At 56.7% G+C, this 25175-nt stretch carries 17 protein-coding genes; 8 read left to right on the top strand and 9 right to left on the bottom strand.

Annotated features, from left to right (window positions below; all coding sequences use genetic code 11):
* Positions 1–235: 235 nt before the first annotated feature.
* From E3O56_RS18645 to E3O56_RS18630, 4 genes are all read left to right on the top strand, one after another.
* Positions 236–1129, top strand: a complete 894-nt coding sequence (locus E3O56_RS18645) for a bestrophin family protein (protein ID WP_103735159.1) — start codon at positions 236–238, stop codon at positions 1127–1129.
* A 76-nt stretch (positions 1130–1205) separates the two neighbouring features.
* Complete coding sequence (locus E3O56_RS18640; RefSeq protein ID WP_032875361.1) at positions 1206–2264, top strand: tetratricopeptide repeat protein; 1059 nt, start codon at positions 1206–1208, stop codon at positions 2262–2264.
* A 132-nt stretch (positions 2265–2396) separates the two neighbouring features.
* The gene (locus tag E3O56_RS18635) at positions 2397–3899 is read left to right on the top strand and encodes an ATPase domain-containing protein (protein WP_223018322.1); all 1503 of its coding nucleotides are present in this window, start codon (positions 2397–2399) and stop codon (positions 3897–3899) included.
* Positions 3900–3970: 71 nt separating this feature from the next.
* A complete protein-coding gene (locus E3O56_RS18630) occupies positions 3971–5566 on the top strand; it encodes an ATP-binding protein (RefSeq protein ID WP_248128751.1) in 1596 nt (531 codons plus the stop codon).
* 55 nt (positions 5567–5621) lie between these two features.
* Here E3O56_RS18630 and E3O56_RS18625 read toward each other — a convergent pair whose 3' ends face one another.
* The 6 genes from E3O56_RS18625 to E3O56_RS18600 form a co-directional block, all read right to left on the bottom strand.
* Positions 5622–9461 carry a hypothetical protein gene (locus E3O56_RS18625; protein WP_248128709.1) on the bottom strand — a complete coding sequence of 1280 codons (3840 nt, stop codon included), beginning with the start codon at positions 9459–9461 and terminating at the stop codon, positions 5622–5624.
* Between the two features lie 361 nt (positions 9462–9822).
* Entirely contained in the window at positions 9823–10200 is a 378-nt protein-coding gene (locus E3O56_RS18620; RefSeq protein ID WP_005788286.1) for a response regulator, read from the bottom strand.
* Between the two features lie 78 nt (positions 10201–10278).
* Positions 10279–11472 carry a hybrid sensor histidine kinase/response regulator gene (locus E3O56_RS18615; RefSeq protein WP_078821356.1) on the bottom strand — a complete coding sequence of 398 codons (1194 nt, stop codon included), beginning with the start codon at positions 11470–11472 and terminating at the stop codon, positions 10279–10281.
* Positions 11466–12065, bottom strand: a complete 600-nt coding sequence (locus tag E3O56_RS18610) for a chemotaxis protein CheB (RefSeq protein WP_005788283.1) — start codon at positions 12063–12065, stop codon at positions 11466–11468. Before E3O56_RS18610 ends, E3O56_RS18615 begins: the two co-directional genes overlap by 7 nt.
* Positions 12062–12877 carry a protein-glutamate O-methyltransferase CheR gene (locus E3O56_RS18605; RefSeq protein ID WP_005788281.1) on the bottom strand — a complete coding sequence of 272 codons (816 nt, stop codon included), beginning with the start codon at positions 12875–12877 and terminating at the stop codon, positions 12062–12064. Before E3O56_RS18605 ends, E3O56_RS18610 begins: the two co-directional genes overlap by 4 nt.
* 15 nt (positions 12878–12892) lie before the next feature.
* Positions 12893–16390 carry a response regulator gene (locus E3O56_RS18600; protein WP_248128706.1) on the bottom strand — a complete coding sequence of 1166 codons (3498 nt, stop codon included), beginning with the start codon at positions 16388–16390 and terminating at the stop codon, positions 12893–12895.
* 283 nt (positions 16391–16673) lie between these two features.
* Between E3O56_RS18600 and E3O56_RS18595 the strand changes: the two genes are divergently transcribed.
* The 3 genes from E3O56_RS18595 (at position 16674) to E3O56_RS18585 (ending at position 22341) form a co-directional block, all read left to right on the top strand.
* Complete coding sequence (locus tag E3O56_RS18595; protein ID WP_248128705.1) at positions 16674–20258, top strand: hypothetical protein; 3585 nt, start codon at positions 16674–16676, stop codon at positions 20256–20258.
* Between the two features lie 197 nt (positions 20259–20455).
* Positions 20456–20812, top strand: a complete 357-nt coding sequence (locus E3O56_RS18590) for a response regulator (protein WP_216091395.1) — start codon at positions 20456–20458, stop codon at positions 20810–20812.
* Positions 20813–20940: 128 nt separating this feature from the next.
* A complete protein-coding gene (locus E3O56_RS18585) occupies positions 20941–22341 on the top strand; it encodes a DUF1254 domain-containing protein (protein WP_248128703.1) in 1401 nt (466 codons plus the stop codon).
* 19 nt (positions 22342–22360) lie between these two features.
* Here the strand turns inward: E3O56_RS18585 and E3O56_RS18580 are convergent, their stop codons facing one another.
* Both E3O56_RS18580 and E3O56_RS18575 read right to left on the bottom strand, forming a co-directional pair.
* A complete protein-coding gene (locus E3O56_RS18580) occupies positions 22361–23032 on the bottom strand; it encodes a DUF3313 domain-containing protein (protein WP_005788271.1) in 672 nt (223 codons plus the stop codon).
* Between the two features lie 105 nt (positions 23033–23137).
* Positions 23138–23632 carry a hypothetical protein gene (locus E3O56_RS18575; protein WP_032875395.1) on the bottom strand — a complete coding sequence of 165 codons (495 nt, stop codon included), beginning with the start codon at positions 23630–23632 and terminating at the stop codon, positions 23138–23140.
* Between the two features lie 165 nt (positions 23633–23797).
* Between E3O56_RS18575 and E3O56_RS18570 the strand changes: the two genes are divergently transcribed.
* Entirely contained in the window at positions 23798–24490 is a 693-nt protein-coding gene (locus E3O56_RS18570) for an aspartate/glutamate racemase family protein (protein WP_032875398.1), read from the top strand.
* Here the strand turns inward: E3O56_RS18570 and E3O56_RS18565 are convergent.
* Positions 24487–24999: a GNAT family N-acetyltransferase gene (locus E3O56_RS18565; protein WP_032875400.1), complete on the bottom strand. Its 513-nt coding sequence runs from the start codon at positions 24997–24999 to the stop codon at positions 24487–24489. The two genes, E3O56_RS18570 and E3O56_RS18565, sit on opposite strands and share 4 nt — an antisense overlap.
* Positions 25000–25175: the final 176 nt, after the last annotated feature.

The raw sequence follows: 25175 nt of genomic DNA, 5'->3' as shown, positions 1-25175 counted from the left end.
CTTCTGTATTTTTATTTTCAGGACTTTTTAACTGGATAAATCGGCTGAAATAGTCGCTCCAGAGCGTTGCAGGGGCAATGGTCAAAGCCTTCAACTTGGCTGACTGGTTTGGCCAATCCTGCTATCGGCGGCTACGCCGATCATTGGTCCCACCGATCAAACGGTCGATCCAAGTGATTGGACGCTCTGCAAGCCAGCTTCTACCCTGATGCCTGCACCCTCACAGAAGCCTGCCATGATCGTTCGCCCCAAGCCCAACCTGCTGGGCATCCTGTTTTCCCTCAAGGGCTCGATTGCCAAGCGCATTGCCTGGCGCAGCCTGTTGGTCACGCTGCTGGCTTCAGTCATCGTGCTGGTGGAAACCCTGCACCCCGCCTATTTTTCCAAGGTCAACGCTACGCCCTTTACCTTGCTGGGCTTGTCGTTGTCGATTTTCATGAGTTTTCGCAACAACGCCTGCTACGACCGCTGGTGGGAAGGCCGCAAGCAACTGGGACAGATGATCATCGAGGTACGCTCGCTGATTCGTGAAACCCAGGTGCTCGGCGATACCCCCGAGCGGGCCGGGCTGTTGCGTGAGCTATGCGGTTTTGCCCATGGCTTGATCGCGCATTTGCGCCATGAAGATGAGGTGCGCGCCATACAGCCCTGGGTTACCGTGCGCGCGAGCCACCCCAACTTGCCTGACAGCGTGCTGCAGATGCTCGGTGCGCGGTTGTGCGTTCTGGCCCGGCAGGGTGTGATCAGTGAATGGCGCTACACCCAGCTGGAAGCTCGGCTAGTCGGCCTCAGCCAGGTGCAGGCGTCCTGTGAGCGCATCAAGACCACCCCGCTGCCCTTCCCCTACACCTTGCTGCTACACCGCACCATTTACCTGTTCTGCATCCTGTTACCCTTCGCCATGGCCGAACCGCTGGGCTGGTTGACGCCGGTGTTCACTGCAATCGTCAGCTACACCTTCTTTGGTCTGGATGCGATCGGCGATGAATTGGAAGACCCGTTTGGCTTTGACGAAAACGACCTGCCGTGCGATGCCATCCTGCGAACCCTGGAGCGCGAGATCCTGGCGGCCCTCGGTGAAGTCGACTTGCCTGCTGCGCCGCAACCGGTGGAGTACGTGCTGACCTGACGCCGGTTTGACACTGGCCCTGCACTGACCGAAGCTGATGGCTTTGCACTAGCAACCACAGCTTTCGGACGCCCGCATGTCAAAGTCACGCCGTAACTCCATCATCGGCCTGTGCGCCCTGTTGTTGATCGTGTCGATCACTTGGTTTTTCTCTCGTCCCCCTCAAGTCACCGTGGCGCCCGCCATTGCCCACGGTTATTCCAAGGCGTTGAAACAGGCCCAAAACGGTGAGCCGGGCGCTGCGCGCGTGTTGTACCAACAGTTGGGACGGCCTGATCTGTCGCCTGAGCGCCGTGCCGCCCTGCACGCCCAATTGCCCAATTACCCCAGCCCCCAAGCGCTGAAGCTGGCGGATAAAGACCTGGCCGATGAATCTGCAATGGTTCGCGAAGCGGCGATCCACAGCATCGTCGGCCTGGTACCTAGCGGCCAGCGCACCCTGTTGCTCGGTCCGGTACTGGATGATCCCGAACAGGCTGTGCGCTTTGCTGCGGCCAATGCCCTGCTCGGTCTGTCGCCGGACACCCTGGGCTTGTATTTCGGCCCCTTGCAGCAGGTACTCGACGAGTTTGTGAAAACCCTCAAGGCCCAGCCCGAAACCGCTGAAGGCTGGATCCAACTGGCGCGCCTGTACATCCACAGCGCGATGCTGGCACCGGCGCAAGACGCTCTGGAACAGGCAATGCGCCTGGAACCGGACAACCTGCAAGCAGGCGTGGCGCAAATCGAACTGCTGGACAAGCAAGGCAAGAGCGAGGAGTCGCGCCAACTGTTGGCGCAGCAATTGGCGGCGCATCCGGAGTCGGCCTACCTGCAACACGCGTTGGGCATGTGGTTGCTGCACCACGGCGAGCGCCCCTATGCCTTGCTCGGCCTGTCCAAGGCGGTGGAGCTTGAGCCGGACAACCAGGATTATCGCTTTGACCTGGCCACCACACTGCACGACCAGGATGAACTGGAGGCGGCCCAGCGCCAGTTGGAAGAGATCGTTCAGCGCCACCCGGCCAATCGCAAAGCACGTGTACTGCTGGTCAATTACTGGAAAGAGAGCGGCCAATTGCAGAACGTCCAGGTGCTGCTGGCACAGTTGGAGCAGCAGAACCCGGATGATCCAGCCTTACAGCAAGGCCTGTAGGAACGAGCTTGCGCGCTCCTACACGACTGCAATTCTTAAGAAACGTTGAACCGCCACATGCCGATACGGTCAAGTGAATATGGCGCGCCCCTTCGGCGTGCACCCAACTTGTACGTGACCTGAGGGCACTTCTTGTCTACATCCAATGCGCTTTTAAGTGAAAAGGCGGCCACCGGCATCGAAGGTCTTGATGACATTCTTTCCGGCGGGCTATCACGTAGCCATTTGTTTCTCCTTGAAGGTGAGCCGGGCACCGGTAAAACCACCGTCGCCCTGCACTTCTTGCAGGCAGGGGCGAAAAACGGTGAAAAATCGCTGTATATCACCTTGTCAGAAACCGAGCGGGAACTGCGCCAAGGTGCCAAGTCCCACGGTTGGGACCTGGACGACAACATCCATATCTTCGAATTGACCCCGCCCGAAAGCTTGCTCAATGCAGAGCATCAGCAGAGCTTGCTGTATTCCTCCGACCTGGAGCTGGGCGAAGCCACCCGGCAGATTTTCGAAGTGGTGGAACGCGTCAAACCGACCCGCGTGGTAGTCGACAGCCTGTCGGAGATCCGTCTGCTGGCGCAAAGCTCGCTGCGCTATCGCCGGCAAATCCTGGCGATCAAGCACTACTTCGTGCGTTATGACGCCACGGTACTGCTGCTCGATGACCTGACCACCGAGTCTCTCGACAAAACCGTGCACAGCGTGGCTCACGGCGTCATCCGCCTGGAAGAGTTAACCCCTGACTACGGCGCCGAACGCCGTCGTGTGCGAATCGTGAAGTACCGCGGGCAGAAATACCGGGGCGGCTTCCACGACTTCACCATCATGGGAGACGGTGTACATGTGTTCCCGCGTCTGGTAGCGGCCGAACACCGTGGTGGCTATGTACGGCAAACCATGAGCAGCGGCATTGCCGAACTGGATGCCTTGATGGGCGGCGGTGTCGAGACCGGCTCCAGCAGTCTGATCCTCGGTCCGGCCGGTACCGGCAAGTCCTTGATATCGATGATTTTTGCCGCCGCCGCCGTAGAGCGCGGAGAAAAGGCGGCACTGTTCATCTTTGACGAAGAGATGGGTCTGCTGTTCGAGCGCATGAGGAACATGGGTATTGACCTGGAGGCTATGCAAGCGACCGGCAATCTGTTGATCGAACAGGTGGACGCCGCCGAGTTGTCCCCGGGTGAGTTTTCCCATCGGGTACGACGTTGTGTGGACGAACGCGGCATCAAGACGGTGGTAATTGACAGTATCAATGGTTATCAAGCGGCGATGCCGGAAGAAAATGCACTGATCCTGCATATGCACGAACTGCTGCTCTATCTCAACCGCCGCGGCGCTGCGACCTTTATGACCGTTGCCCAGCACGGCCTGGTCGGCGATATGCAAACCCCGGTAGACATCACCTATCTGGCCGACACCGTTATCCTGCTGCGTTATTTCGAAGCACTGGGCAAGGTCCGCCGCGCGATTTCCATTATCAAGAAACGCACCGGTTCCCACGAATCGACCATACGCGAATACCGTATCAGCAGTCGCGGCATGACCGTAGGCCAACCCCTGGATAATTTCCAGGGCGTGTTGCGCGGCATTCCGACCTACATGGGCGCCGGTTCACCCCTGCTCAAGGAAGAAGACGTGTGACCCCGCCTCCTTCTGCCTTCGAACGAGCCATCATCCTTGCGCCCCTGGGGCGAGACAGCTCACTCGCGCTGATGATGCTCAATGAAGCCGGTTACCAAGGTGTGGTTGCCGGCAGTCTTGAGGATTTGTGCGCAGCGCTGAACGAGGGTGCCGGCCTGCTCATCATTGCGGCTGAAGCCTTGCGTGACGTGAACCTGGAACCTTTGCTGGAGTTCCTGCACCGACAGCCGGCCTGGTCGGACCTGCCCATTGTGTTGATGACCCATCACGGCGGCAGTGAACAAAATGGCTCTTCACACTTGAGCGGGCTACTGGGCAACGTCACGTTCCTTGAGCGCCCATTCCATCCTGTGACGCTTATCAGTCTGGTCAGTACTGCACTGCGCGGTCGTCGACGCCAATACGAAGCGCGCGACCGGCTGATCGACTTGAGCCAGAGCGAACTGCGTTTGCAGCGCACCCTGGAAACCCTCGAACAGCAAGTGGAAGAACGCACTGCGCAACTGCGCAACAACGAAGAAGCGTTGCGCCAATCGCAGAAAATGGAAGCCGTCGGCCAGTTGACCGGCGGTATCGCCCATGACTTCAACAATATGCTCACCGGAATTATCGGCAGCTTGGAATTGCTGCGCAGGCGCGTGTCCCGCGGCAAGCTGGATGACCTGGACAGCCTGATCGACCTGGGCGTGACCTCCGCCAACCGTGCGGCCAGCCTTACCCACCGACTGTTGGCGTTCTCCCGTCGACAATCGCTGGATTCCAAACCCGTGCAGATCAATCAGTTGGTCATTTCCATGGGCGAGTTGCTGCAACGCAGCATCAACGAAAGTATCAGCTTGGACATGCGCTTGAGCGAGGTGTTGTGGACAGCCGAAGCCGACCCGAACCAACTCGAAAGCGCCCTGCTTAACCTGGTAATCAATGCACGCGACGCGATGCCCACGGGGGGCACGCTCAGGGTGGAAACCACCAATCGCCACCTCGACAGTGTCTTCACCGCCGCCTACGGCTCCCTGACACCGGGCGATTACGTAGAGCTGAGTGTCAGCGACAACGGTTGCGGCATACCGCAACACTTGATGGGCCGTGTGTTCGATCCGTTTTTCACCACCAAACCCATCGGCCAGGGCACCGGGCTGGGGCTGTCAATGATCTATGGCTTCGCTCGCCAGTCTCGTGGGCATGTGACCATCCACAGCGAAGTCAACAAAGGCACCACGGTCAGCTTGTTCCTACCGCGTTTTATCGGCGAGCCCCAAGCCCAGGAACCGCTCAATCCGACTTTGCTACCGTTTGCCAATGCAGGGGAAACGGTGTTGATCGTCGAGGATGACCCCGCAGTACGGGTGCTGGTCAGCGCCGTGCTCAAGGAACTGGGTTATGGGTTTATCGAGGCTGAGGACGCGAATACGGCGGTGCCAATCATTGAGTCCGAACAACGCATTGACCTGATGATCAGCGATGTCGGGTTACCCGGTATGAATGGCCGGCAATTGGCGGAAATCGGCCGGCAAATTCGACCTGAACTCAAGGTGTTGTTCATTACAGGCTATGCCGAACACGCAGCGGTGCGCGGTGGTTTCCTGGACCCAGGGATGCAGTTGATCACCAAGCCGTTTACGTTTGATTTATTAACGGCCACAGTACGGGAGATGATTCGGGAGTAAGGGCCTTTATCAGAGCTGACAGCCCTTTCGCTGTGACGAAGGGGCTGATCATGTTTTAGCTTGCCTTAAACTTTACTGGGCGATAATAAAAGGGTATTTCCTTTCCAGACCGAGAGCCGCTAATTCCTTTAGAGCTGGTTTTACTTGTGCCAAGAGATAAATTCAGCTGAAGCTGATTGTAGATCCTCTGGTTAATATCAGCGGCTGAAGCTCCGGGACTTGTCAGATTTATATCTGCCTTTAAAGCATCAACATGTTCAGGCACGACATACGCACGAACAGGCCCTTGAAACGCCTTGACATCACGCTTTATTAATTTCCCAAACTGACTCCCAAAAGAATTGGCAGAACCATTGGCTGAGTGACACATCAACAAGCGTACATTGTTGAACTTTTCAGGGCTAATACCCGAAGCGCGAAGATGCTCCAGCAGATCAGCGGGGGTGTTCTTCTTACCATTAAAAAACATACTCATTGGCTCATCAGTGAGAAGTTGTTTAAAGTTCGGATTGACGCCATGGGCACAGATATTAAGCCTCTCCACGCCTTTATATTTATCCACATAGCAAAAAATACCATCGCCGAGCACCTTGAAGTCCTTGATTTCGCGCCCTAAATGTATTGCGCGATCATTGGCCAGGCTTTTTTCCAGGTGATTGGTTTTTTTTCTGCGGCGTACCACTTCACCGACGCCATCTGCAACATCATCTGCAACGCCCAAGCTGTCCTCAAAATACCTGGCGGTTTCAGGGGTGAAGTTTTCCAGGGGTTTGCCATAGACTTTGTTTTTGGTTACATCATAAGGTGACCATCTGCCAGTCGCCTCATCGAACTTCGCAGCGACGTTCGATATTGGCTCGCCGTTGAGCGGTTTATAAGTACCTATTGCAATATCGTGTCTATTGGAGAGCTTAAGTAAGTCGACACTGTCGGAGGATCCTGTCAACCTGCCGAACCACTGACGGCCTGTGGATACCAGTTTCCCCCCACCGTTTGTTGTCGACCTAAGCAAGTTACCCACGCCAGCTGTCGATTTGCCAGCAGTCAGGAACTTTCCGAAGTGGCTTGACCCCGCACGAGATGCTCCACTAACCGGCTTTCCTAGCCCTGCGGTGGCGCCGTATAACACGATATCAAAAATGATATCCGCAGCTGCATCTTTGTAATTGCCGTGTGCCAAATTCCACACGGCAGACCCTCCGGGGATTAAACCCAGGATCAGGTTACGAAAAAACGTCTGTTTTTCTTTTTCTTGATCAAACGTTGTTACTTCGCGAGTGGAGGCCTTCACCTCCTCCATGCCGTAGGATCCTATAATGTTTTTAGAGAGCAGCATGCCCAAAAAATTACTTCGGTCACTGGAAAATGAATCAGGTAGGAAATCTTCGTTCTCTGGGGCTCCCCGCCTAGTGGCGGCGTCATCAGAGGCCGGATGTTTTTGAATGGTATCAACGGTGAATTGTTTGCCAAGACCGCCGTACTGGATTTCAGTCTCTGGACCTTGAGGCCCCTCATGGAAGGTGTCCTTCCAATCGTCTCGTTTTCGTATCGCCTTGCGTTGAGGATCAAACTCATAGTAAGTCTCGACACCGTTACGAACGGTTTTAATAATCAGTGACCTGTCTTCTTTAGGCCGTGAAAAACCGTTGGAATAGTGTAGAGCTCCCGCACGGCCTGCGATTGTTTCCGTACGCGTTGTCTGACCTTTTTCATAAAACTCCAAATCGCCCCATTCGATGTTTTTGCGGTCTTCCAGAGGTAAGTTGGAAATAAGCTTTTTGGTCACTGTACTCCAGGCCTGCGACAAATCCTCCGCGTACTGATCGAACACCTCGCTGTGTTTTGTTATCGGATCCGGCAACGTTAAAAGTTTGTTGATGACTGTTTCAGTAATCTTGGGGTTGGTGGAGTACCAACCCACCGTCAACCCTGCCTTCTTCGCCAGAAAAAGGTCCAGCAATGAATAACTGCCTTCAGGATCTAATGTAAGCGATGGAGTTAACCTGTAGCCATCCGTCCGAGTGACGTGGCTACGGATACTCTTTTCTTCAAACGGCATGTCCTCACCGAAGTGCGCCTTGAGCTCGGCCAGTGCTATAGAACGCTGCGTCGGGGGTGAGGACGTCAATACGTCAGCGGCGCTCAATATCTGCTGTTGCTCCTGACTGAATGCCTTCTGGGTTTCTTCCAGCTGTTGAGCTGTATGCTCCTTTGTTAGCGAGAGCTTGCCATGAGCTTTGCCCCATTCGCGGAGCCCAGGCAAGGCCGTCAGCGTTTGAATCTCTTGCTCATGGTCTGTAATAGGCTCAATAGCGTCGAAATTAACAATTTCGCTAAAGCTCATGCGTGTCGCGGCACCCGGGCTGGTTGCTTCGAGCCGGCCTACCGCTGCCTTGAGCTTGAGCCAGTTAGCTGAGAGATAGGTCACGTCTTCGGGAATGTCTTTGACACATAGCTCTGGTGCGGCACGACTCAGTAGAAGCATTGCTGCAACTGGCGCGGCCTCTGGTGTGGTTTTGTTGGTCTGCACCAGATGATCGATCAGCCCTTGTTTGATGACGGACAAGGGCTGGTGATTGAACTCGGGCGCGGTGAGATTAAACCCGGCAATGTGATCGGGTTTTGCCTCAACCAGACTTTGTGAGTTCAGTGTCACAGCCAATACCGTCAACAATACTTCCCGTGGTGTGGAGTGTTGCGCCACCTCCCCCATTCGCTTTTTCAGCTCCGTGCCTAATTTTTGGCCCACAACGCTGTTGAGGATCCATTCTACGGTGGCGACTGGATCCCCTTGATCGAGTACGGCACGGGGGACCTGCTTTACCAATGCCCCCAACACATCAGCGCTGCCAAGCCGAGCGTCACTGCTCAAGCCAGGCAATGGCGGCTGGTTGTCAATGACTATGCGCACCAGTTCAGACTGGTCCTCGGCGGACATTGGCGTGGGCCATGCCAATGCGCCGGCAAAGTTTCCGTCGGTTGTTTGAGGCAATGCAGGGGAGCCCAGAACATGGATCAGATTTTTCAGTTCGTCCACATTATTTGGCACGTACCAGCCGTTTGCATGAAGCAGGTCTTGCAGACTGGCGTCGGGCTGTTGAGTGTCTTGTCGGTAGGATGAGTCTGGGTGGGCCGAGACCCGTGTATCGGCCAGATACCCGGCAAGGAACTGAGGATGGACGTGGTTGAATTTCTTCAGTTTTTCAAGCAACGCGAATTTGTTGGCGCTATCGCCTAGCTCGCGCTTTTGCTGTTCCAGTATCTCGGGCGATTGAGCGCCAAGATCGACATAAGTCTCAGCGCCCAACACATCGAATTCCTGATTATGTTCAAGCTGCGTGGCTCGGGCGAGCACTTCTTCTTTTCTGTAAGGCAGCAGTACCTCACCATAAAATCGAGCAACCAGAATCAACGGCGCCAGCTCTGGGCGGGTTGGCGCGTCGACGGTGGAAGACCCCAACGCTTTCGCGGCCACCATGATCGGGCCCGTATCCTCCCGCCAGCCGGGGCCTTGTTCCGAACCGCGCAATTCAGTACGTTCGCCATTGATCGTAACGGTCAGCACGTCACTGTGAGGGTTGATGGTGATGGCTTGTGAGGTATCGATATTCTTCGATTTCGCCCATTCCAGGAAAACCGGGCTATGGGTAGCGTTGTACAGTTGCTGCCACCATGCGCCAAACCGCGAGTCATTAGGAATATTGTCAATTGTTTCATCGCCCGTGTTTGTCTGCGTTGCTTGGCGTATGGCACTCGCATAAAGCTCCAACAGCCGCCTATCGCCAGTTTCCCCGGTGGCTTGGGCTTGTTGTATGGGCGCCTCGATAGAAAGCGGGTGCGAGTTCATTACCGGATCAGACAGGCGGTTGCTTGAGGAAATATTGGATAGGGTCATGGGTCAACCTTCTGAAAGACAAATTAATAAAGTCAGTGATGAATGTGGCTCATCGCCGACGAGATTAATGGGCTGAATCTGTCAGAAGGTTCCGATCAGGATATATAAAGCAACGATATTTCGACGCTGCCTTGGCAAAAGGCCGTCATGACAGGCTGAAATATACTTTCGTTATGTCATCCGACATTGTTACCACTTTCCTCGCTTAAAAAACCAAGATCGATATGAATGTTGCCACTACCTTTTTGCTTGAGTCAGCCTTTCACCGGGTGAGCAGAGTTGCCCAACCTGAAGTTATTACTCCATCGGCTGATGTTGGACTCATCCGCGAGGATTTTCCCTCGCGGTGGAGGACGTGTACTTATGCAAGCAAACGCTGGATATGCTCTTGCAACGTATCCAAATCAAACGGCTTGGCGAGGATAGGTGCATTGCGCGTGATCGGGCTGTTGCAGTCGAGGATTTCCTGCGGGTAGCCGCTGATAAAAATCACTTTCAATTCCGGTCGCAGCTTGAGCGCCGGCTCGGCAATCTGCACCCCGGAAATCCCGCCAGGCAGGCGATAATCGGTGACCATCAGGTCTAGGTGCGGCTTGGTCGCTAGGATTTCAAAGGCCTGCTCCCCATCGATTGCCTTCAAGACCCGGTAGCCCAAACCTGCCAGGTATTCACCCAGCACAAACATAATGGATTCGTCATCCTCGACGATCAGTACGACATCTTGCGCATCTTCACTCATGGGAAGCCTTTGTCCGGTCAATTGCTGCAGTTACGACCATGGGGTCACGCAGAGGTTGCGTTGAGCTGACGATTGATTTCACGCAGCCGCCTCAAGGGGCAGGCACACCCGAAACAGGGCGCCCTCGCCTATCTGGCTCTCGACTTCAATGGTGCCGCCATGGGCGGCAACAATCTGCTCGGAAATAAACAACCCCAGGCCCAGGCCAGCGGCGGCATGGTTGGCAGAAACCCGTTCGAACTGCTGAAAAATGCGCTTCTGGTTGGCTTCACTGATACCAATGCCACGGTCGCGTACTTCCACGCGCGCCTCGCCATGCTCGGTATACACCCGCACATCCACCGGGCTTTTAGCCCCGTAGCGCAGGGCATTGGTCAGCAGGTTGGTAATCACCTGCTCGATACGAAACTCATCCCAGTTGCCTTCCACAGCCTCGTCGGCCACCAACTGCATCGACGACTCGGCAGCGGCGACCTGTGGTTCGAAGTTATGTACGAGGTTGCGCACCAGTTGCGCCAGATCAAAACGCGCCGGGCGTATGGACAGCTTGCCGGTGCGGATGCGCGACACATCGAGCATGTCTTCGATCAGGCGGATCAGGCTTTTGATCTGCCGCTCATCGCGGTCGACCATCGCATGCATCTTGTCCAAGGTAAACGCGGCGGCGTTGTCACGGGCCAGGTGCATCTTGCGCAGCTGGGTCTCCAGAATCAGCCCGTTCAGAGGCGTACGCACTTCGTGGGCGACAATCGACATGAAGTCGTCTCGCATACGCACCGCCTGCTCCAGCTCGGCCTGTGTAGCTTGCAGGCGCGTAAGCAACAGCTCCTGCTCGCGGCGGCTGCGCTCTAGTTCCTCGACTTGCAGCTTCATCGCCTTGCTCTGGCGATACAGGTCGACGAACACATTGACCTTGCTCTTGACCGCGTGGATGTCCAGCGGTTTGTGCAGGAAATCTACCGCCCCGCTTTCATAGCCCTTGAAGGCATAGTTGAGTTCGCGGCCGGCGGCGCTGACGAACACAATGGGAATGTTCTTGGTCTTTTCGGTGCCGCGCATCAGTTCGGCCAGTTCGAAACCGTTCATCCCGGGCATCTGCACGTCGAGAATCGCCATGGCGAATTCGTGTTCCAGCAACAAGGACAACGCCTCGTCGGCACTCAATGCCTTGAAGACCTGGCGATCCTCGCGCTTGATCAGCGCTTCAAGGGCCAGCAGGTTTTCCGGCAGATCGTCGACGATCAGCAGTTTGGCCTGGACAGTACTTAACATGGGAAGGGTTCCAGGGAAGCCAGCAATGAGCCGATCTGGCTCAAGGAAAGAATATGGTCAGGTGTATGCAAGGCCAGGGCCGCCAGGGGCATCACGGCGATCCGTGCCTGCTTGGGATCCTGCACGATGGTGGTGCCGCCGGATTGCTTGACGTGGGCCAGCCCCTGCGCACCGTCCTGGTTGGCGCCGGTCAACAGGATCGCCAGCAGGCGCGGCCCATACACATCGGCAGCCGAGGCAAACAGGTAGTCGATGGCCGGCCGTGAGTGGTGCACACGGTCTTCCTGGCTCAGGGACAGGCTGCGGTCATGTTCCACCGACAAGTGATAACCAGGCCCGGCAAAATACAAGGTGCCCGCCTCGACCGCCTCTTTGTCCCGGGCTTCCTTGACCGGAATGCTCAGGCGCCGCGCAAAGACTTCTGCCAACTGGCTGCGACGCTCATCCGGCAGGTGCAGCACGGCGATGATCGGCAGGCTGAAGGTCACAGGCAGTTCACCAAAAATGCTCAGCAAGGCCTCAACGCCGCCGGCGGAAGCGCCGACAACGATAGCTTCAATCCCACGCATCGGGGGGTCATGCGCCTCGCTCATGATTTTCGGTAGATCCGTTCCTGTTTGACCAAGGGTTCGAATTGCTTGCTGTAGGCAGAAAAATCCAGGGTTTCCTTGCTGCCCAAGACGAGAAAGCCACGATGACACAGCGACTCATGAAACAATCCGAATGCGCGATCCTGCAACTTTTTATTGAAGTAAATCAATACGTTACGACATGAAATTAATTGTGTTTCTGAGAATACGCTGTCGGTCGCCAAGCTGTGGTCGGCGAAGGTCACGTTCTCGCGCAGCGTCTTGTCGAAGATCGCATAATCGTAGGCTGCGGTGTAATAGTCGGCAAATGAACGCTGCCCACCTGCCTGCTGATAATTGGCTGTGTAGGCGCGAACGTTCTCAAGGGAGAAGATGCCCTGCTTGGCTTTCTCCAGCGATGCCGGATTGATGTCCGTGGCGTAGATGATCGTGCGCTCCAGCAACCCCTCTTCGCGCAACAGGATGGCCATGGAGTATACCTCCTCGCCCGTGCTGCAGCCGGCGATCCAGATCTTGATCGACGGGTAGGTCTTGAGCAGCGGTACCACTTCCTGGCGGATGGCGAGGAAGTGCGACGGGTCGCGAAACATTTCGCTCACCGGGATCGTCAAGAATTGCAGCAACTGCATGAACGCTGCCGGGTCGTGCAGCACTCGCTCCTGCAGCGCCGAAATAGTCGCGCAGTCGAACTGGCGCAAGGCGTGGGCCACGCGCCGTTTGACCGACGCACCGGAGTAGTCACGAAAGTCGTAGCTGTACTTGAGGTAAATCGCCTCAATCAGCAGGCGCAGCTCAATGTCGCTGCTTTTGTCCAAAAAACACTGCTCCACTTAAATACGTTCCATCTTCGGTAGCCATACGCGAATCAGCGAGAACAGACGGTCCAGGTCAATCGGCTTGGCCAGATAGTCGTTGGACCCGGCCGCCAGGCAGCGTTCCTGATCGTCTTTCATGGCCTTGGCCGTCACCGCAATGATCGGCAGTTTTTTCCAGCGCGGGTCCTGGCGGATCAAGGCCGTGGCCTCGTAACCGTCCATCTCGGGCATCATGACGTCCATCAATACCAGGTCGACATCCTCGACTTCGTTGAGCTTGTCGATAGCTTCGCGTCCGTTACGTCCGATAACCACTACGGCGCCCTTGTGCTCCAGGGCGCTGGTCAGGGCGAAGATATTGCGTACATCGTCGTCCACCAGCAGGATCTTGCGCCCCTCGAAGACCTTGTCGCGGCTGCGGGCAGTCTTGAGCATCTTCTGGCGGTCATGGGACAGCTGGGATTCGACTTTGTGCAGAAAGAGTGTGACTTCATCCAGCAGGCGTTCAGGTGAGCGTGCACCCTTGATAATGATCGAGCGGGAATACTTGCGCAGCTCAGCTTCTTCATCGCGGGTCAGGTTGCGCCCGGTATAGACGATTACCGGCGGGAACGAGCAGATGTCTTCGGTGGCCATGCGTTTGAGCAGCTCATTGCCGAGCATATCCGGCAACTTGAGGTCGATGATCATGCAGTCGTAGATGTTGTTGCGCAGCAGGTCGAGGGCTTCCTGGGCAAAGCCTACGGCAGTGATCTCGATGTCATCGTCGCCGATCAGGCGGGCAATGCTGTCACGTTGCAGATCATCGTCCTCTACCAGGAGCACGCGCTTGACCTTCTGGGTCAGCTTGGCTTCCAGGCGGGCGAACACGTCCTTGAGCTCTTCACGAGTGGTGGGTTTGACCGCATAGCCGATGGCGCCCATGTGCATGGCAGCTTCGACGCGGTCTTCCACGGAAATCACGTGCACGGGGATGTGGCGGGTGTTGGCGTGTTCTTTGAGACGCTGCAGCACGGTCAGCCCGGAATGGTCTGGCAGGCGCATGTCCAGAAGGATCGCGTCCGGGATGTATTCCTCGGCAAGGCTGTAGCCTTCGTCGGCGCCGTGGGCGACCAGGCAGTGGTAGCCCAGCTCATGGGCCAGGTCGAACAGGATGCGCGCGAAGTTGGGTTCGTCTTCCACCACCAGGATGCAGCGGGTGCTGAAAGGGGCCTTTTCACGGTCATCGGCAAAACGTGGGATCTGCTGGGTATCAGTGACTGGCAGCGCAGAAATCTTCACCGGTGCAGGGTTTGGCGCGACCACGGCTTGGCGCGGTTGCTCGATAGGTGCTGCGTCTTCCTCACGCTCCACGTACTGCTCCGGCAATACCAGCGTGAAAATGCTGCCTTTGCCTGTTTCGCTGGTCACGCTGATGTAGCCGCCGAGCAACGCCGCCAGGTCGCGGGAAATGGACAGGCCCAGGCCGGTGCCGCCATAACGGCGATTAGTGGTGCCATCAGCCTGGCGGAAGGCTTCGAAGATGCTTTCCTGCTGGTCCAGGGCGATACCGATGCCAGAGTCGCGCACGGTAAAGGCAATGCCCTCCCCTGGCGCCCTGGAGACCGTCAGGCTGACCTCACCCTGTTCGGTGAACTTGATGGCGTTGGACAACAAGTTCTTGAGGATCTGCTCCAGACGCTGCCGGTCGGTAAACAGCAAAGTCGGTGCACCCTCCTGCACGTCCACCTCAAAGCCCAGCTTGCGATCTGCCGCCAGCGGCTCGAACATGCCCCGCAAGCCGTCGACAAGGCGTACCACACTGGAGTTCTCCGGGCGCACTTCCAGCTTGCCGGCTTCAACCTTGGAAATATCCAGAATGTCGTTGATCAGGTTGAGCAAGTCATTGCCGGCCGAATAGATCGACTCGGCAAACTTGACCTGCTCGGCGCTGAGGTTTTCCTGGGGGTTTTCTGCCAACAACTTGGCCAGGATCAACGAGCTGTTCAGTGGGGTGCGCAGCTCGTGGGACATGTTGGCGAGGAACTCGGACTTGTATTTGCTGGAGCGTTGCAACTCATCGGCGCGGTCTTCGAGCTCCAGTTGGGCCTGGTTGAGCTGGATATTCTTGCGATCCATGGCGTCGCGCTGCTCGGCCAGGGTCTGGGTCTGCGCGGCCAGTTGCTCGTTGGTCTGCTCAAGCTCGGCCTGCTGGGTTTCCAGGTGGGCCTGGGATTCCTTGAGGATACGCGACTGTTCTTCCAGCTCTTCGTTGGCGGTCTTGAGTTCTTCCTGCTGCACTTGCAGCTCTTCGTTGAGCTGTTGGGTTTCGGCCAGTACTTCCTGCAAGCGCTGGCGATAGCGGGCGGCTTCGATAGAGGTGCCGATATTGCCGGCGATCAGTTCCAGCAGTTCGACATCGCGCTCATCCAGCGCACGCAGGAAGCCCAGTTCAACCACACCGTTGACGCGGTCTTCATCGCTGGTCGGCATCACCAGCACGCTGCGGGTAGCGCCTTCGCCCAGGCCGGAGCTGACCTTGAAGTAATCCACCGGCACATCGTCCAGGCGAATCAGGCGATCCAGCTGGGCGGCCTGCCCGACGATGCCTTCGTCGCTATAGATCGACTGCTCCTGCTGCTCTTGCTCGCGGGAGAACCCATAAGTGGCCACGCGCTTGAGGCCGCCGTGCTCTTCGCGCACATACAAAGCGGCAACGGCCGAGCCCATGTACTGAGCGAAGAACTGCAGGATGTTGCGCCCGAGCATGTTCAGGGTCAGTTGGCCAAGCACCTGTTCAGCCAGTTCGGTCTGGCCATTGCGTAGCCATGCTTGCTGTTCGAGGCGTCGCGCAATCTTCTGTTGTGACGCGAGGTTCTTACTGTAACTGTCTGAAAGTGAAACTAAATTCTTTCTACCGATATAAGCAAGAAACCCACTCAGTCCCAGTACGAACACCAGGTACAGGGTGACGCTGAGCACCGTCGTGCGGGTGACCTCTTGGTTACGGGTGATGCGGAACTGCTGCTCCATCGCCACCGCGTCTTCGTACTCCCGGCGAATCTCGTCCGTCAGGCGTTTGCCACGGCCAGCCTTGACGGCGCCACGGTAGTCACCGTTCTGGCGCTGCATATCAATCATCGACTGGGCGTAGGTGTTCCACTCGTTCTGCAAGGCTTCCAGGCGTTTGAGGCGGTCGACCTGCTGGGGGTTGTCTGCCACCAGGTCTTGCAAATTACGCAGGTCGGCAATGATTCGCGGCTTGGCCACTTCATAAGGGTCGAGAAAATGCTCGTCACCGGAGATCAGAAAACCGCGCATGCCGGTCTCCAGGTCAACTGTCAGCTTGGACGTCTCATTGAGGTTATTGATGACCCGATCGGTGTGCTCCACCCACTGGATCACCGAAAGCAGATAGGTAATCAGGCAGACGAAAAATACCGCACTGAGCACCCCCACGCCCAAGGGTAGGGCCACGTTACGGCTCAACAGAGTACGAAAGCTCTTTTCATCGACGGACGACGTGGGAGTCATGGGGATGCCTTGGCCAAATGCGGAAAAACCGGGAGTTTGCCCCAAAGTTGCGCTTGAACGCTATTTTTCTAAGGCCGAAATACACAAGAAGCATCACCCGCGAGCAAAAAATACGCCATGGCTTTGCCTGTTTTACATTCGGTTATTGACGTTATTTCTCACACAGCGGAGTAGGAAGTATCGGAACCTGCCCCATCCACCCCTCCACTCAGGAGGGCGTCTCGGGACAAGGAGGCTCCATTAGGAGGGCGCATTTCCTATCCACATTTAAGGTTTATCTATCATGTTGAATATCGAGCGACGTGCTTTGTCCTCTGTGTCAAGCGCCATTCCATTCCCTGAAGAAACACAAGCCCCCGACACCCCTCAAACTCAATCGACCCTATCGTCCCCCCCTGCGCGCACCAGCCTGATACCTTCCCGGAAAACCGGTTTGGTCGCCCAGTTGGCAGACAAAGAAAATTTGAAGTCACTGGGCCAAAAGCTCCAGCAGATTGCGGCGAAACTGGGTGAAGAGGCGCAGCCCTCAGCCGTCCTCGCCGCGCTGGGCAGCACCCCGCTGGATATTCACCCTGGATCTTCCTACGCTGAAGAAGCGGGTGGCAGTGTGACCCTGGAGACCTTCATCAAGAAGTTCCTGGGGTTGCCGTTGCCCAGTAGCCATGTCCAACTCACGGGCCTCGCGTCCACGGTGACCAGCCGCTCGCTGGAAAACCCGCTGGGCAACCTGAGCGGCGCGCTGTCCTGGCCGGTGCCCTTGAGCAAAGATGAACAACAACGCTTGCGTAACATCACCCTGAATCAAGAACATGCGCTGGGTGATAAGCCGTTATTGATGCAAACCAAAGGCGGTGTATTGGAGTTCCTGCGCTACCAGCAACCCATTACCACAGGGCCTCAGGATGATCCGGCTAAAATACTGCTGGCACTGATCCGTACCCCGCAGGCACAGTTGATGGGCAAAGACCTGCAGGAGCGAATGCAAGGCCTTGCCAGCGACAGCAGCGTGACCGACTACCTCTTGGCGGGCATCACATTGCAGTTGGACCCGGAGTCGATCACCGCTCCTCATCGCAATAAAATCGCCGGTTTCGATCTGGCCAGCAACCAGCACTGGGGTAAGCCTGCGTCCACTATCATCGATAACCTGTCCAATTGGCTGATCGATAAAGGCAAAACGTCCCCGGAAATGGCCAAGGTGGGGGCCTACCTGCTGTTGGCCGGCCGTGCGCCTGAGTACCTGATCAAGGACATCCCTTCCAGCGTGAAAGTCGGCAGTGCCCTGTGGGCCCAACTGACCATCGCCGCCGCAAAAATCGAAGCCCACACACCTGGTCGGGTTCCCGGCATGACCTATGCCGAAGTGCTGATAGCAGCAGAATCCTTACCGGCCAATACCTACGCCGTTCAAACGGCCCAGCGCGATGCCCTGATACTTTGGGGTGGGGCACGAAACCTGCTGGATCGCCATAACAGCGAACCTACACCTTCACAAATCGAACAGGTCAGGGTGGCTTACAACAACCATCTGAAAACGTTGACGGATATCTCGTCCTCCATACAGGTGCCTATCCCCAATCGCACGGAGATGGCGCTTGACTGCCTGAAAGCTGAGTTTCCCGACGTAGATCCGGCGGTTTTCGAAGCCCGAGTATTGGCCATGCGTTACACCGGAGACGGCCCTCTGCGCGGTGACCCGAGAATGCGCTCCATGCTCGATATTCTGCTGGAGGGGGAGCGTCTAGGGGAGAAATACGCATGGATCACCAACGACAAACGGCTTCCGATCACTGCATTCAATCGCTTTGCACGCACCGAAGAGTGTGACATCACCGCAAACTTCATGGACCAATATGAAAAGGCTATAACGGCACAAAAGAAAGGCCACCATGGGATGGTCAAACATCTGATTGGCGAGCTGCCATTGGAAGATCGCAAAAACTTTGAATTCGGCAAACTTGAATACTTCTACAACGATGAATACCGCAAAACAAAGAACGGCAGATTAGAGTTGGTCAAACGTGACCGTACCTTGTATGTGAAAACCACCCGAGAAGGTGTGGAAACCCTTTACCACATCAACACCAGCACCGGCAGTATCGAGAAAAAAAACGAGCTGATCTCAAATTTCCCTGGCCTGCTCCCCCTAGAAAAAACCAATAAGGCCGGGGAACAACTCCACGCGATATCAAGGCCTTATCACCCTTTCACTAACTCGCCCGCCCCTGACTCTGCAGAAAAACCTGGCAGTGATGCGATTCCCAATAGCTTCGACTCCAGCCGAACCAATGCGATTGCCAGTTTCTACCTGGAAAAAATGGACCTCGACCGCAAGGAGTTGCTCAATTACGCCAAGAGCGTTACTTCCTTCGAGCATGATCGGATGGGCGATAGTCAGGTGGGTGAGTTCCTGCTCAATTTGATCCCATTTCGGCCTGCCGTTAACAACATTCGGCAAGGCAACTACGGCGAGGCGGTATCTGACCTGGCCTTCGATATCCTCGGATTCCTCACTTTTGGCGTGGGCAAAGCTGCGCAAGCCGGCAATGCCGCGCTCAAGGGCGTGCGGACCTTGAGTGCTGGCGCCAGGGCCGTGAAGACAGCAAAGCTCTTCGGTGCAATGGCAATTGATTCACTCAACGTACTCGGCGGTCTGGTCGGCGGGATAACCGGGGTTGGGACCGTGCTACATAAAATTGCGACCAAGGGGCTCGAATGCGTGAACATGCTCAAAGGCGCAACCGGTAGTTATGACCTGCTTAAAGCCGCCAGTAAACAGGAGGGCATCGTCGCAACCGGCACCTACAAGGTTACAGAGCAGACGGTCGAAGGCGGCGCTGTGTTTCGAGAGGGCAAGTGGTACGCCTACGACCCTATCACGCAGAAGCCTTATGGAGCTGCGCTGGATGATTTCACACCTGCGACCGTTGCCGTCAATGGTCAAATAAACAGTAACTTTATTGACTGGATAGCCAGGTATGCCGCGCCCAATCCATCCACCAGTCGCGAGATATTCAGAGACACATTAGAGAGCGCCCAGAGAAATGATAGCGTTGCCTACATGCGAGGCTTTAACTCGGGCCGGGTCGAAGATGTCCCAGGCTACCACCCAACGATGAAGCAATCGGAGGTTAGGGATCTGGCAGTCACGAAGACCAATGATCCTGAGGCGGTAGGCACATTGGCCAAGGAAATACAGAAACGCATGGCGCACACTAGCCTTGAACATTACAAAGCTTTTCAAAATGAGATAGTTGCCCAAGGGGGTAAAGCCTACGCAATGCCGCAAAACCTCTACCTCAGCCAAACGGACCTGGCTTCTAATGGGGAGTGCGCAGCTATCGTGAATACCATGGCGCTGGCGATTCTGCACGGTCGCAGGGACCAGTTCATCAGTAACTTCATGAAAGCAGTTGGGAATGCTGACGACCCCAACGTAAAGGCTTTTCGTAAGCAACTGAACCAAATGCATCAGGTTCTGAGTAGTCAGTATCACGGTACGCAACCTTTCAGCCAATTGCCGTACACCGACATTATCGACAATCTCAGCAAGGCAACTCCTCCGACACTCTTGGCGATCAGTACCAAAGATCATGGGCTGCTCGCAGGCGTCACCCTGAACAAAAACAACGAGAAAGAATGGTTTTTCTTCAACCCCAACTTCGGGTTGGCGACGTTTGCGGATGAGGCCTCAATGCGCCGGGGGCTGGAGGTCTCTTTGAACAGCGGATGGGCCGCCGGCACGCTTAAACCCGTCGACGTTGCCAGCGGCGTACCAGAGTTCAACGTCAGTTATTTCAACGAACAGAGCTTTGTCAACACCGTGCCGTACAACGAGCCCTATCCGCTGATCACCGCAAATCTTTGACCTTCGTTTGAATCACTTGCGTCAATGGCATGGTTGCGCAGTGCCATTGACGTTCTTCCCTTTGTTCCCGCGACATTTGCTCGCATACCCTTCACAATGCCCCACCGCAACGGAACTTGCCGAGATCGGCGCGACTCATTAGAGAATGGTCTTTCAAGCGTTGAAGACACGCCCTTTATTTTTCAGGAATCTCCCTTATGTCCGCTGAAGCATCCACCATCCTTGTAGTCGAAGACGATGCCATCGTGCGCATGCTGATCGTCGATGTACTCGAAGAGTTGGAGTTCAAGGTGCTTGAGGCCGCTGACGCCGAAGAGGCACTCTCTATGGTGCAGGACACTAGCCAGGTGATCGACCTGATGATGACCGACGTCGGCCTGCCAGACATGAATGGCAGGGAGCTGGCGACCAAGGTCCGCGAACTGCGCCCCACCCTGCCTATTCTATTTGCCAGTGGCTATGCCGAAAATATTGATGCGACGTCCGGCATGCAGGTGATCGCCAAGCCATTTTCCATCGACCAACTACGTGACAAAGTCAAATCCATGCTTTGAGCCTGCCCCCTCCTTTAGTGATCTGTCCGCGTCGGCGAAGGGATTAACGTGACGTTCGGCCAATAAAACTGGAAACTCTGCGCCTTCACCTCACGCTCTTAGACAGAACTCAGGAAGGACGCAACAACATGATTGGAAAACCGACGCGCCTGCTGTTGGCGAGCCTCTCGATATTTATGAGTACCGGCGCCTGGGCTGACTTCACCGCCAGCCCGAGTGAAGCCCGGGCAATCGCCAAGGAAGCCTACCTGTACGGTTTCCCGGTGGTGCAAATGTACAAGACGCTCTACACCCAGGCCGTTGACAAGGGCGGCGCCCACTTCAAGGCGCCGTTCAACCATATCGGTAATACCGCGCAGGTACTGACCCCCAAGGACACCGCGCTCCCTAGCCCGAACGCGGACACACCCTACTCATTCGTGTGGATGGATCTGCGCAAAGAGCCTCTGGTACTGACCCTGCCCAAGATTGAAGACGAGCGCTACTACTCGGTGCAGTTGATCGACCTCTATTCCCAGAACATTGCTTATCTGGGCACCCGCAGCACCGGTAACAACGGCGGTCACTACATGATCGCCGGGCCTGACTGGAAAGGTCAGCAACCGGTGGACATCGACCGCGTGGTCTACAGCGAAAGCAACATCGCCTACGCCCTGTACCGCACGCAACTGTTTGATGACAAGGACCTGGCCAAGGTCAAGCAAATCCAGAGCGGCTATAAAGTGCAGCCCCTGAGCAGCTATGTGAAGCAGCCTGCCCCGGCCAAGGTGCCGAAGATCGAATGGCCCAAGCCGACGGCGACCATGACCGAAGGCCCGCAACTGTTTCGCTACCTGAACTTCATGCTGGCCTTCGCCGCCCCACAGGACAGCGAAAAAGACCTGCTGGCGCGCTTTGCCAAAATCGGCATAGCGCCGGGTGCGCCGTTCAAGGTCAACCAATTGACAGCAGAACAGCGCAAGGCCCTGGAAGAAGGTATCGCCGATGGCCGGGCCGAATTTGCCGCGTTCAAAAAGGACAAACTCGACACTCATCAGGTTGCCCAGGCTGATCTGTTCGGTAGCCGCGACCGCCTGCAAAACAACTACCTGTATCGCTACGCCGGTGCCGAGTTAGGCATTTTCGGTCACTCCAGCGACGAAGCGGCGCACCTGACCTACGACGTCGACAGTGAGGGTAAGCCGGCCAACGGCGCACGCCACAGCTACACCGTGCATTTTGCCAAGGACCAGCTGCCACCGACCGATGCGTTCTGGTCGCTGACCCTGTACGACGCCAAGACAAAAATGCTGGTGCCTAACCACAAGAAACGCTATCTGATCAACTCGCGGATGTTATCGACCCTCCAGCGTGACGCCGACGGTGGCCTCACCCTGGCGCTGCAACACCACGAGCCACCGAAGGCCGAACAGAGCAATTGGCTGCCGGCCCCGCCCGGTCCGTTCTATGCGGTACTGCGTATTTACCTGCCCAAGCCCGAGGTGGGTAACGGTCAATGGAAGCTGCCCCCGTTGACACCGCTGAAATAGCACCTGGGCTTGCCGAGGCTCAATGTTTTTTGAGCTTCACGTAGGACTGATGCAGGTCCGACGCCCAGCCATCAATGACGACTTTCACGTCGTCGGCCTTGAGCACCTGTGAGTCATTGGCCAATGGCTTGCCGGTGCCTTTGCGTACCACCTGAGCCACCACTTTGTTCGTGCCTCCGTCGAGGAACTGCGCCTCAGTGCCCAGCGTGGTCTCCTGATCGCGGATGCCCGTGCCGGTGCTGACTGCTGCGGCCACCAGCGCCACGGGGATAAACTCATAGGGCTTGAGGCTTTCGGTCTTGCTGCTCACGGCGGTAATCGCCGCACGCACCACGATCACGCCTGGGCCTGGAGCATTGGCCAGGGGCAGTGACTTGGCCAGTTCACGCCTGAGCGCCTGGTTGTAATAGTCGCTGATGCCCCGCAGGGTGCTGTCCGGAATCTTTGCGGTGGCCTGGGGTTTGGGATAGAACTGGGTAGGCTCGATGTACGCCGCGGTGTAGCGGCTCAAGTCCAACTGCGGATCGACCCAGCGCATCACCTCTGCCCCGGAGGGCGACTTGGCTTCCTTGAGCTGGCTGTAATTGGAGAGAAACCCTGAATACTCATCTGGTTGCGGCACCTTGCTGGCACAGCCTGCCATGCCGAGCGAGGCGACGCACAGTGTGCTGATCATGAGCCTTAATTTCATTGTTGAACTCCCTGGCGACCATCATCGTAAGAATGAGTTTTAGGTATAGCCAATACTTGGGCAATGCACCTGATTAAATGCAGAGCCTGTTTTCTTCTGTGCCGATCATGCGCGTTCGCGCGGGATCAGGCTCTGTAGCTGAGTGGCCAGGAAGTTGGCGTCGAAACCGAAGGTGTCCGGGTCTTTCAGGCCGTTGGTTTTCTTCCACAGCCAGTCGTGCTTATCCACCGGCAGGACCAGCGACACACTGCCGTGGCGAGCGGCGGTGAGGCCCATCACCGATACTGAAATCAAACCACCGACGCCCATCACATCCGGCACGAACTCCACGCTTTTGCCAGTGATGTGCACACTGAGTTTTTCGCTCTTGAAGGGTGAACTCTCCACCGGCACGCTCGGGCTGCTGGCGGTGTAAGCCTCACGCTGAACTTCCAGCAAACCTACGGTTTTTACCGGCTCCAGCCACTGTTCAATCTGGCCGAACAGCTCGCCAAGCTTCTGCGCCCAACGTGCTGATTGCAGGTCGAACTGCTGTTGTTTGTGTGCTTCGCTATCGGCGTAATGACGAAGCATCTCGCCCAGTTGCTGTACATCGTCCATTGCGGATTTCCTTGGGTGAGCCAGGTTGCCAAGCCTGATCATGGCAGATGCAGAGCATTACCGTATGGGTTAAAAACTGCTCCGGTGATTTTGTCGGCAACTGCGTATGACGAACCCACCGTCGATGAGTAAGGTGGTGCCCTACCCCCTTGTCCGGAGCATTGCATGCGCACCATCGGCCTTATCGGCGGCATGAGTTGGGAATCCAGCGCCGAGTATTACCGCCTCATCAACCAGCGCGTACGTGACCAGCTTGGCCCTTTGCGTAGCGCGCAGATTTTGCTGTACAGCGTGGACTTCGGCCCGGTGGAGCAGGCCCAGCACGCCGGGCGCTGGGACGATACCGCGCTGATCCTGGAGGACGCCGCGCGCCGTTTGCAGGCAGGGGGCGCCGAGTGCGTGGTGCTGTGTACCAATACCATGCACCTGGTGGCGCCGCGTATTGAGGCGGCGGTGTCGATTCCATTCCTGCATATTGCCGACGCCACGGCGGCCGCAGCCCTTGAGGCCGGAACCTTGACGGTGGGTCTGCTCGGTACCGCGTTTACTATGGAACAGGACTTCCTCAAATCCCGCCTCGCCGCCCAGGGCCTGACCGTGCTGATACCGGACGCGGAAGAGCGCAAGCAAGTGCACCGAATCATTTATCAAGAGTTGTGCGTGGGAGTCATCAGCGACGCTTCGCGCCAGGTGTATCAGCGGGTGATCCGGGCGCTCGCCGCGCGCGGCGCCCAGGCGGTCATCCTCGGCTGCACGGAAATCTGCCTGTTGATCCAGCCCGAACACAGCGCCCTGCCGCTGCTGGATACCACCGCGCTGCATGCGCAGGCTGCGGTGGCGTTTGCTCTAGCGGATTAAGCCGACTTGCGCAGGCGCGCCATGCTCAGGGTGTCGACAAACGCACCGTCACGCAGGGCGTAATCGCGCAACCGGCCCTCCACTTCGAAGCCGAACTTGCGATACAGGTGATGCGCGGCTTCGTTGTCGGCATACACCGTCAGTTCCACGCGGTGCAGGTTCATCCAGTTGTCGGCGACGTCCAGCGCGGCGGTCAACAGCCGCGAGCCGACGCCCTTGCCCTGCCAGGCAGTCGCCACGCCCATGCCGAATGAACCGACATGGCTCTGACGCACGCGCAGGTACTGTTCCAGGCCCAGTTGGCCAACCACTTCACCGCCATGTACTGCCACCAGCTGCAAGCGCCGCTCGTTATCCATCACCAAACGCTTGCGCCAGGCTTCCACCGATTGGAAAGGCATTTGCAGCACCTGACGGCAGACCGCCGGTTCGTTGTAGAGCGCGGCGACGCCCTCAAGGTGGGCCTCGGTAAAGCGCTGGATCACGATATGGGGCTCAGGTGTGTGCATTGCGTTTCATCCTTTGAAAGACCAATGGCGGACCAGTGTAGGGGCAAAGTCAGCCGCCTGACGAGCCCGGCGTTTTCCCACACATCAACCAGCGCCATCCTGCATCTGAACGATGGCAGTCCAGCCGTGCAACATCGATACTCAACCCAGGCCCTGCCCCCTGACCCCAGGCCCCG

The organism is Pseudomonas sp. W2Aug9, assembly GCF_023127755.1.
Classification (GTDB): domain Bacteria; phylum Pseudomonadota; class Gammaproteobacteria; order Pseudomonadales; family Pseudomonadaceae; genus Aquipseudomonas; species Aquipseudomonas synxantha_A.
Note: the sequence above shows the minus strand (reverse complement) of the source record. Positions and strands in the feature narration are given on the sequence as shown.

Bases quoted from the DNA above. Each gene is read 5' to 3' on its own strand.
- E3O56_RS18645 (WP_103735159.1), top strand. From the start codon at position 236: ATGATCGTTCGCCCCAAGCCCAACCTGCTGGGCATCCTGTTTTCCCTC.
- E3O56_RS18640 (WP_032875361.1), top strand. From the start codon at position 1,206: ATGTCAAAGTCACGCCGTAACTCCATCATCGGCCTGTGCGCCCTGTTG.
- E3O56_RS18630 (WP_248128751.1), top strand. From the start codon at position 3,971: ATGATGCTCAATGAAGCCGGTTACCAAGGTGTGGTTGCCGGCAGTCTT.
- E3O56_RS18625 (WP_248128709.1), bottom strand. From the start codon at position 9,461: ATGACCCTATCCAATATTTCCTCAAGCAACCGCCTGTCTGATCCGGTA.
- E3O56_RS18620 (WP_005788286.1), bottom strand. From the start codon at position 10,200: ATGAGTGAAGATGCGCAAGATGTCGTACTGATCGTCGAGGATGACGAA.
- E3O56_RS18615 (WP_078821356.1), bottom strand. From the start codon at position 11,472: ATGTTAAGTACTGTCCAGGCCAAACTGCTGATCGTCGACGATCTGCCG.
- E3O56_RS18610 (WP_005788283.1), bottom strand. From the start codon at position 12,065: ATGAGCGAGGCGCATGACCCCCCGATGCGTGGGATTGAAGCTATCGTT.
- E3O56_RS18600 (WP_248128706.1), bottom strand. From the start codon at position 16,390: ATGACTCCCACGTCGTCCGTCGATGAAAAGAGCTTTCGTACTCTGTTG.
- E3O56_RS18595 (WP_248128705.1), top strand. From the start codon at position 16,674: ATGTTGAATATCGAGCGACGTGCTTTGTCCTCTGTGTCAAGCGCCATT.
- E3O56_RS18590 (WP_216091395.1), top strand. From the start codon at position 20,456: ATGTCCGCTGAAGCATCCACCATCCTTGTAGTCGAAGACGATGCCATC.
- E3O56_RS18585 (WP_248128703.1), top strand. From the start codon at position 20,941: ATGATTGGAAAACCGACGCGCCTGCTGTTGGCGAGCCTCTCGATATTT.
- E3O56_RS18580 (WP_005788271.1), bottom strand. From the start codon at position 23,032: ATGAAATTAAGGCTCATGATCAGCACACTGTGCGTCGCCTCGCTCGGC.
- E3O56_RS18575 (WP_032875395.1), bottom strand. From the start codon at position 23,632: ATGGACGATGTACAGCAACTGGGCGAGATGCTTCGTCATTACGCCGAT.
- E3O56_RS18570 (WP_032875398.1), top strand. From the start codon at position 23,798: ATGCGCACCATCGGCCTTATCGGCGGCATGAGTTGGGAATCCAGCGCC.
- E3O56_RS18565 (WP_032875400.1), bottom strand. From the start codon at position 24,999: ATGCACACACCTGAGCCCCATATCGTGATCCAGCGCTTTACCGAGGCC.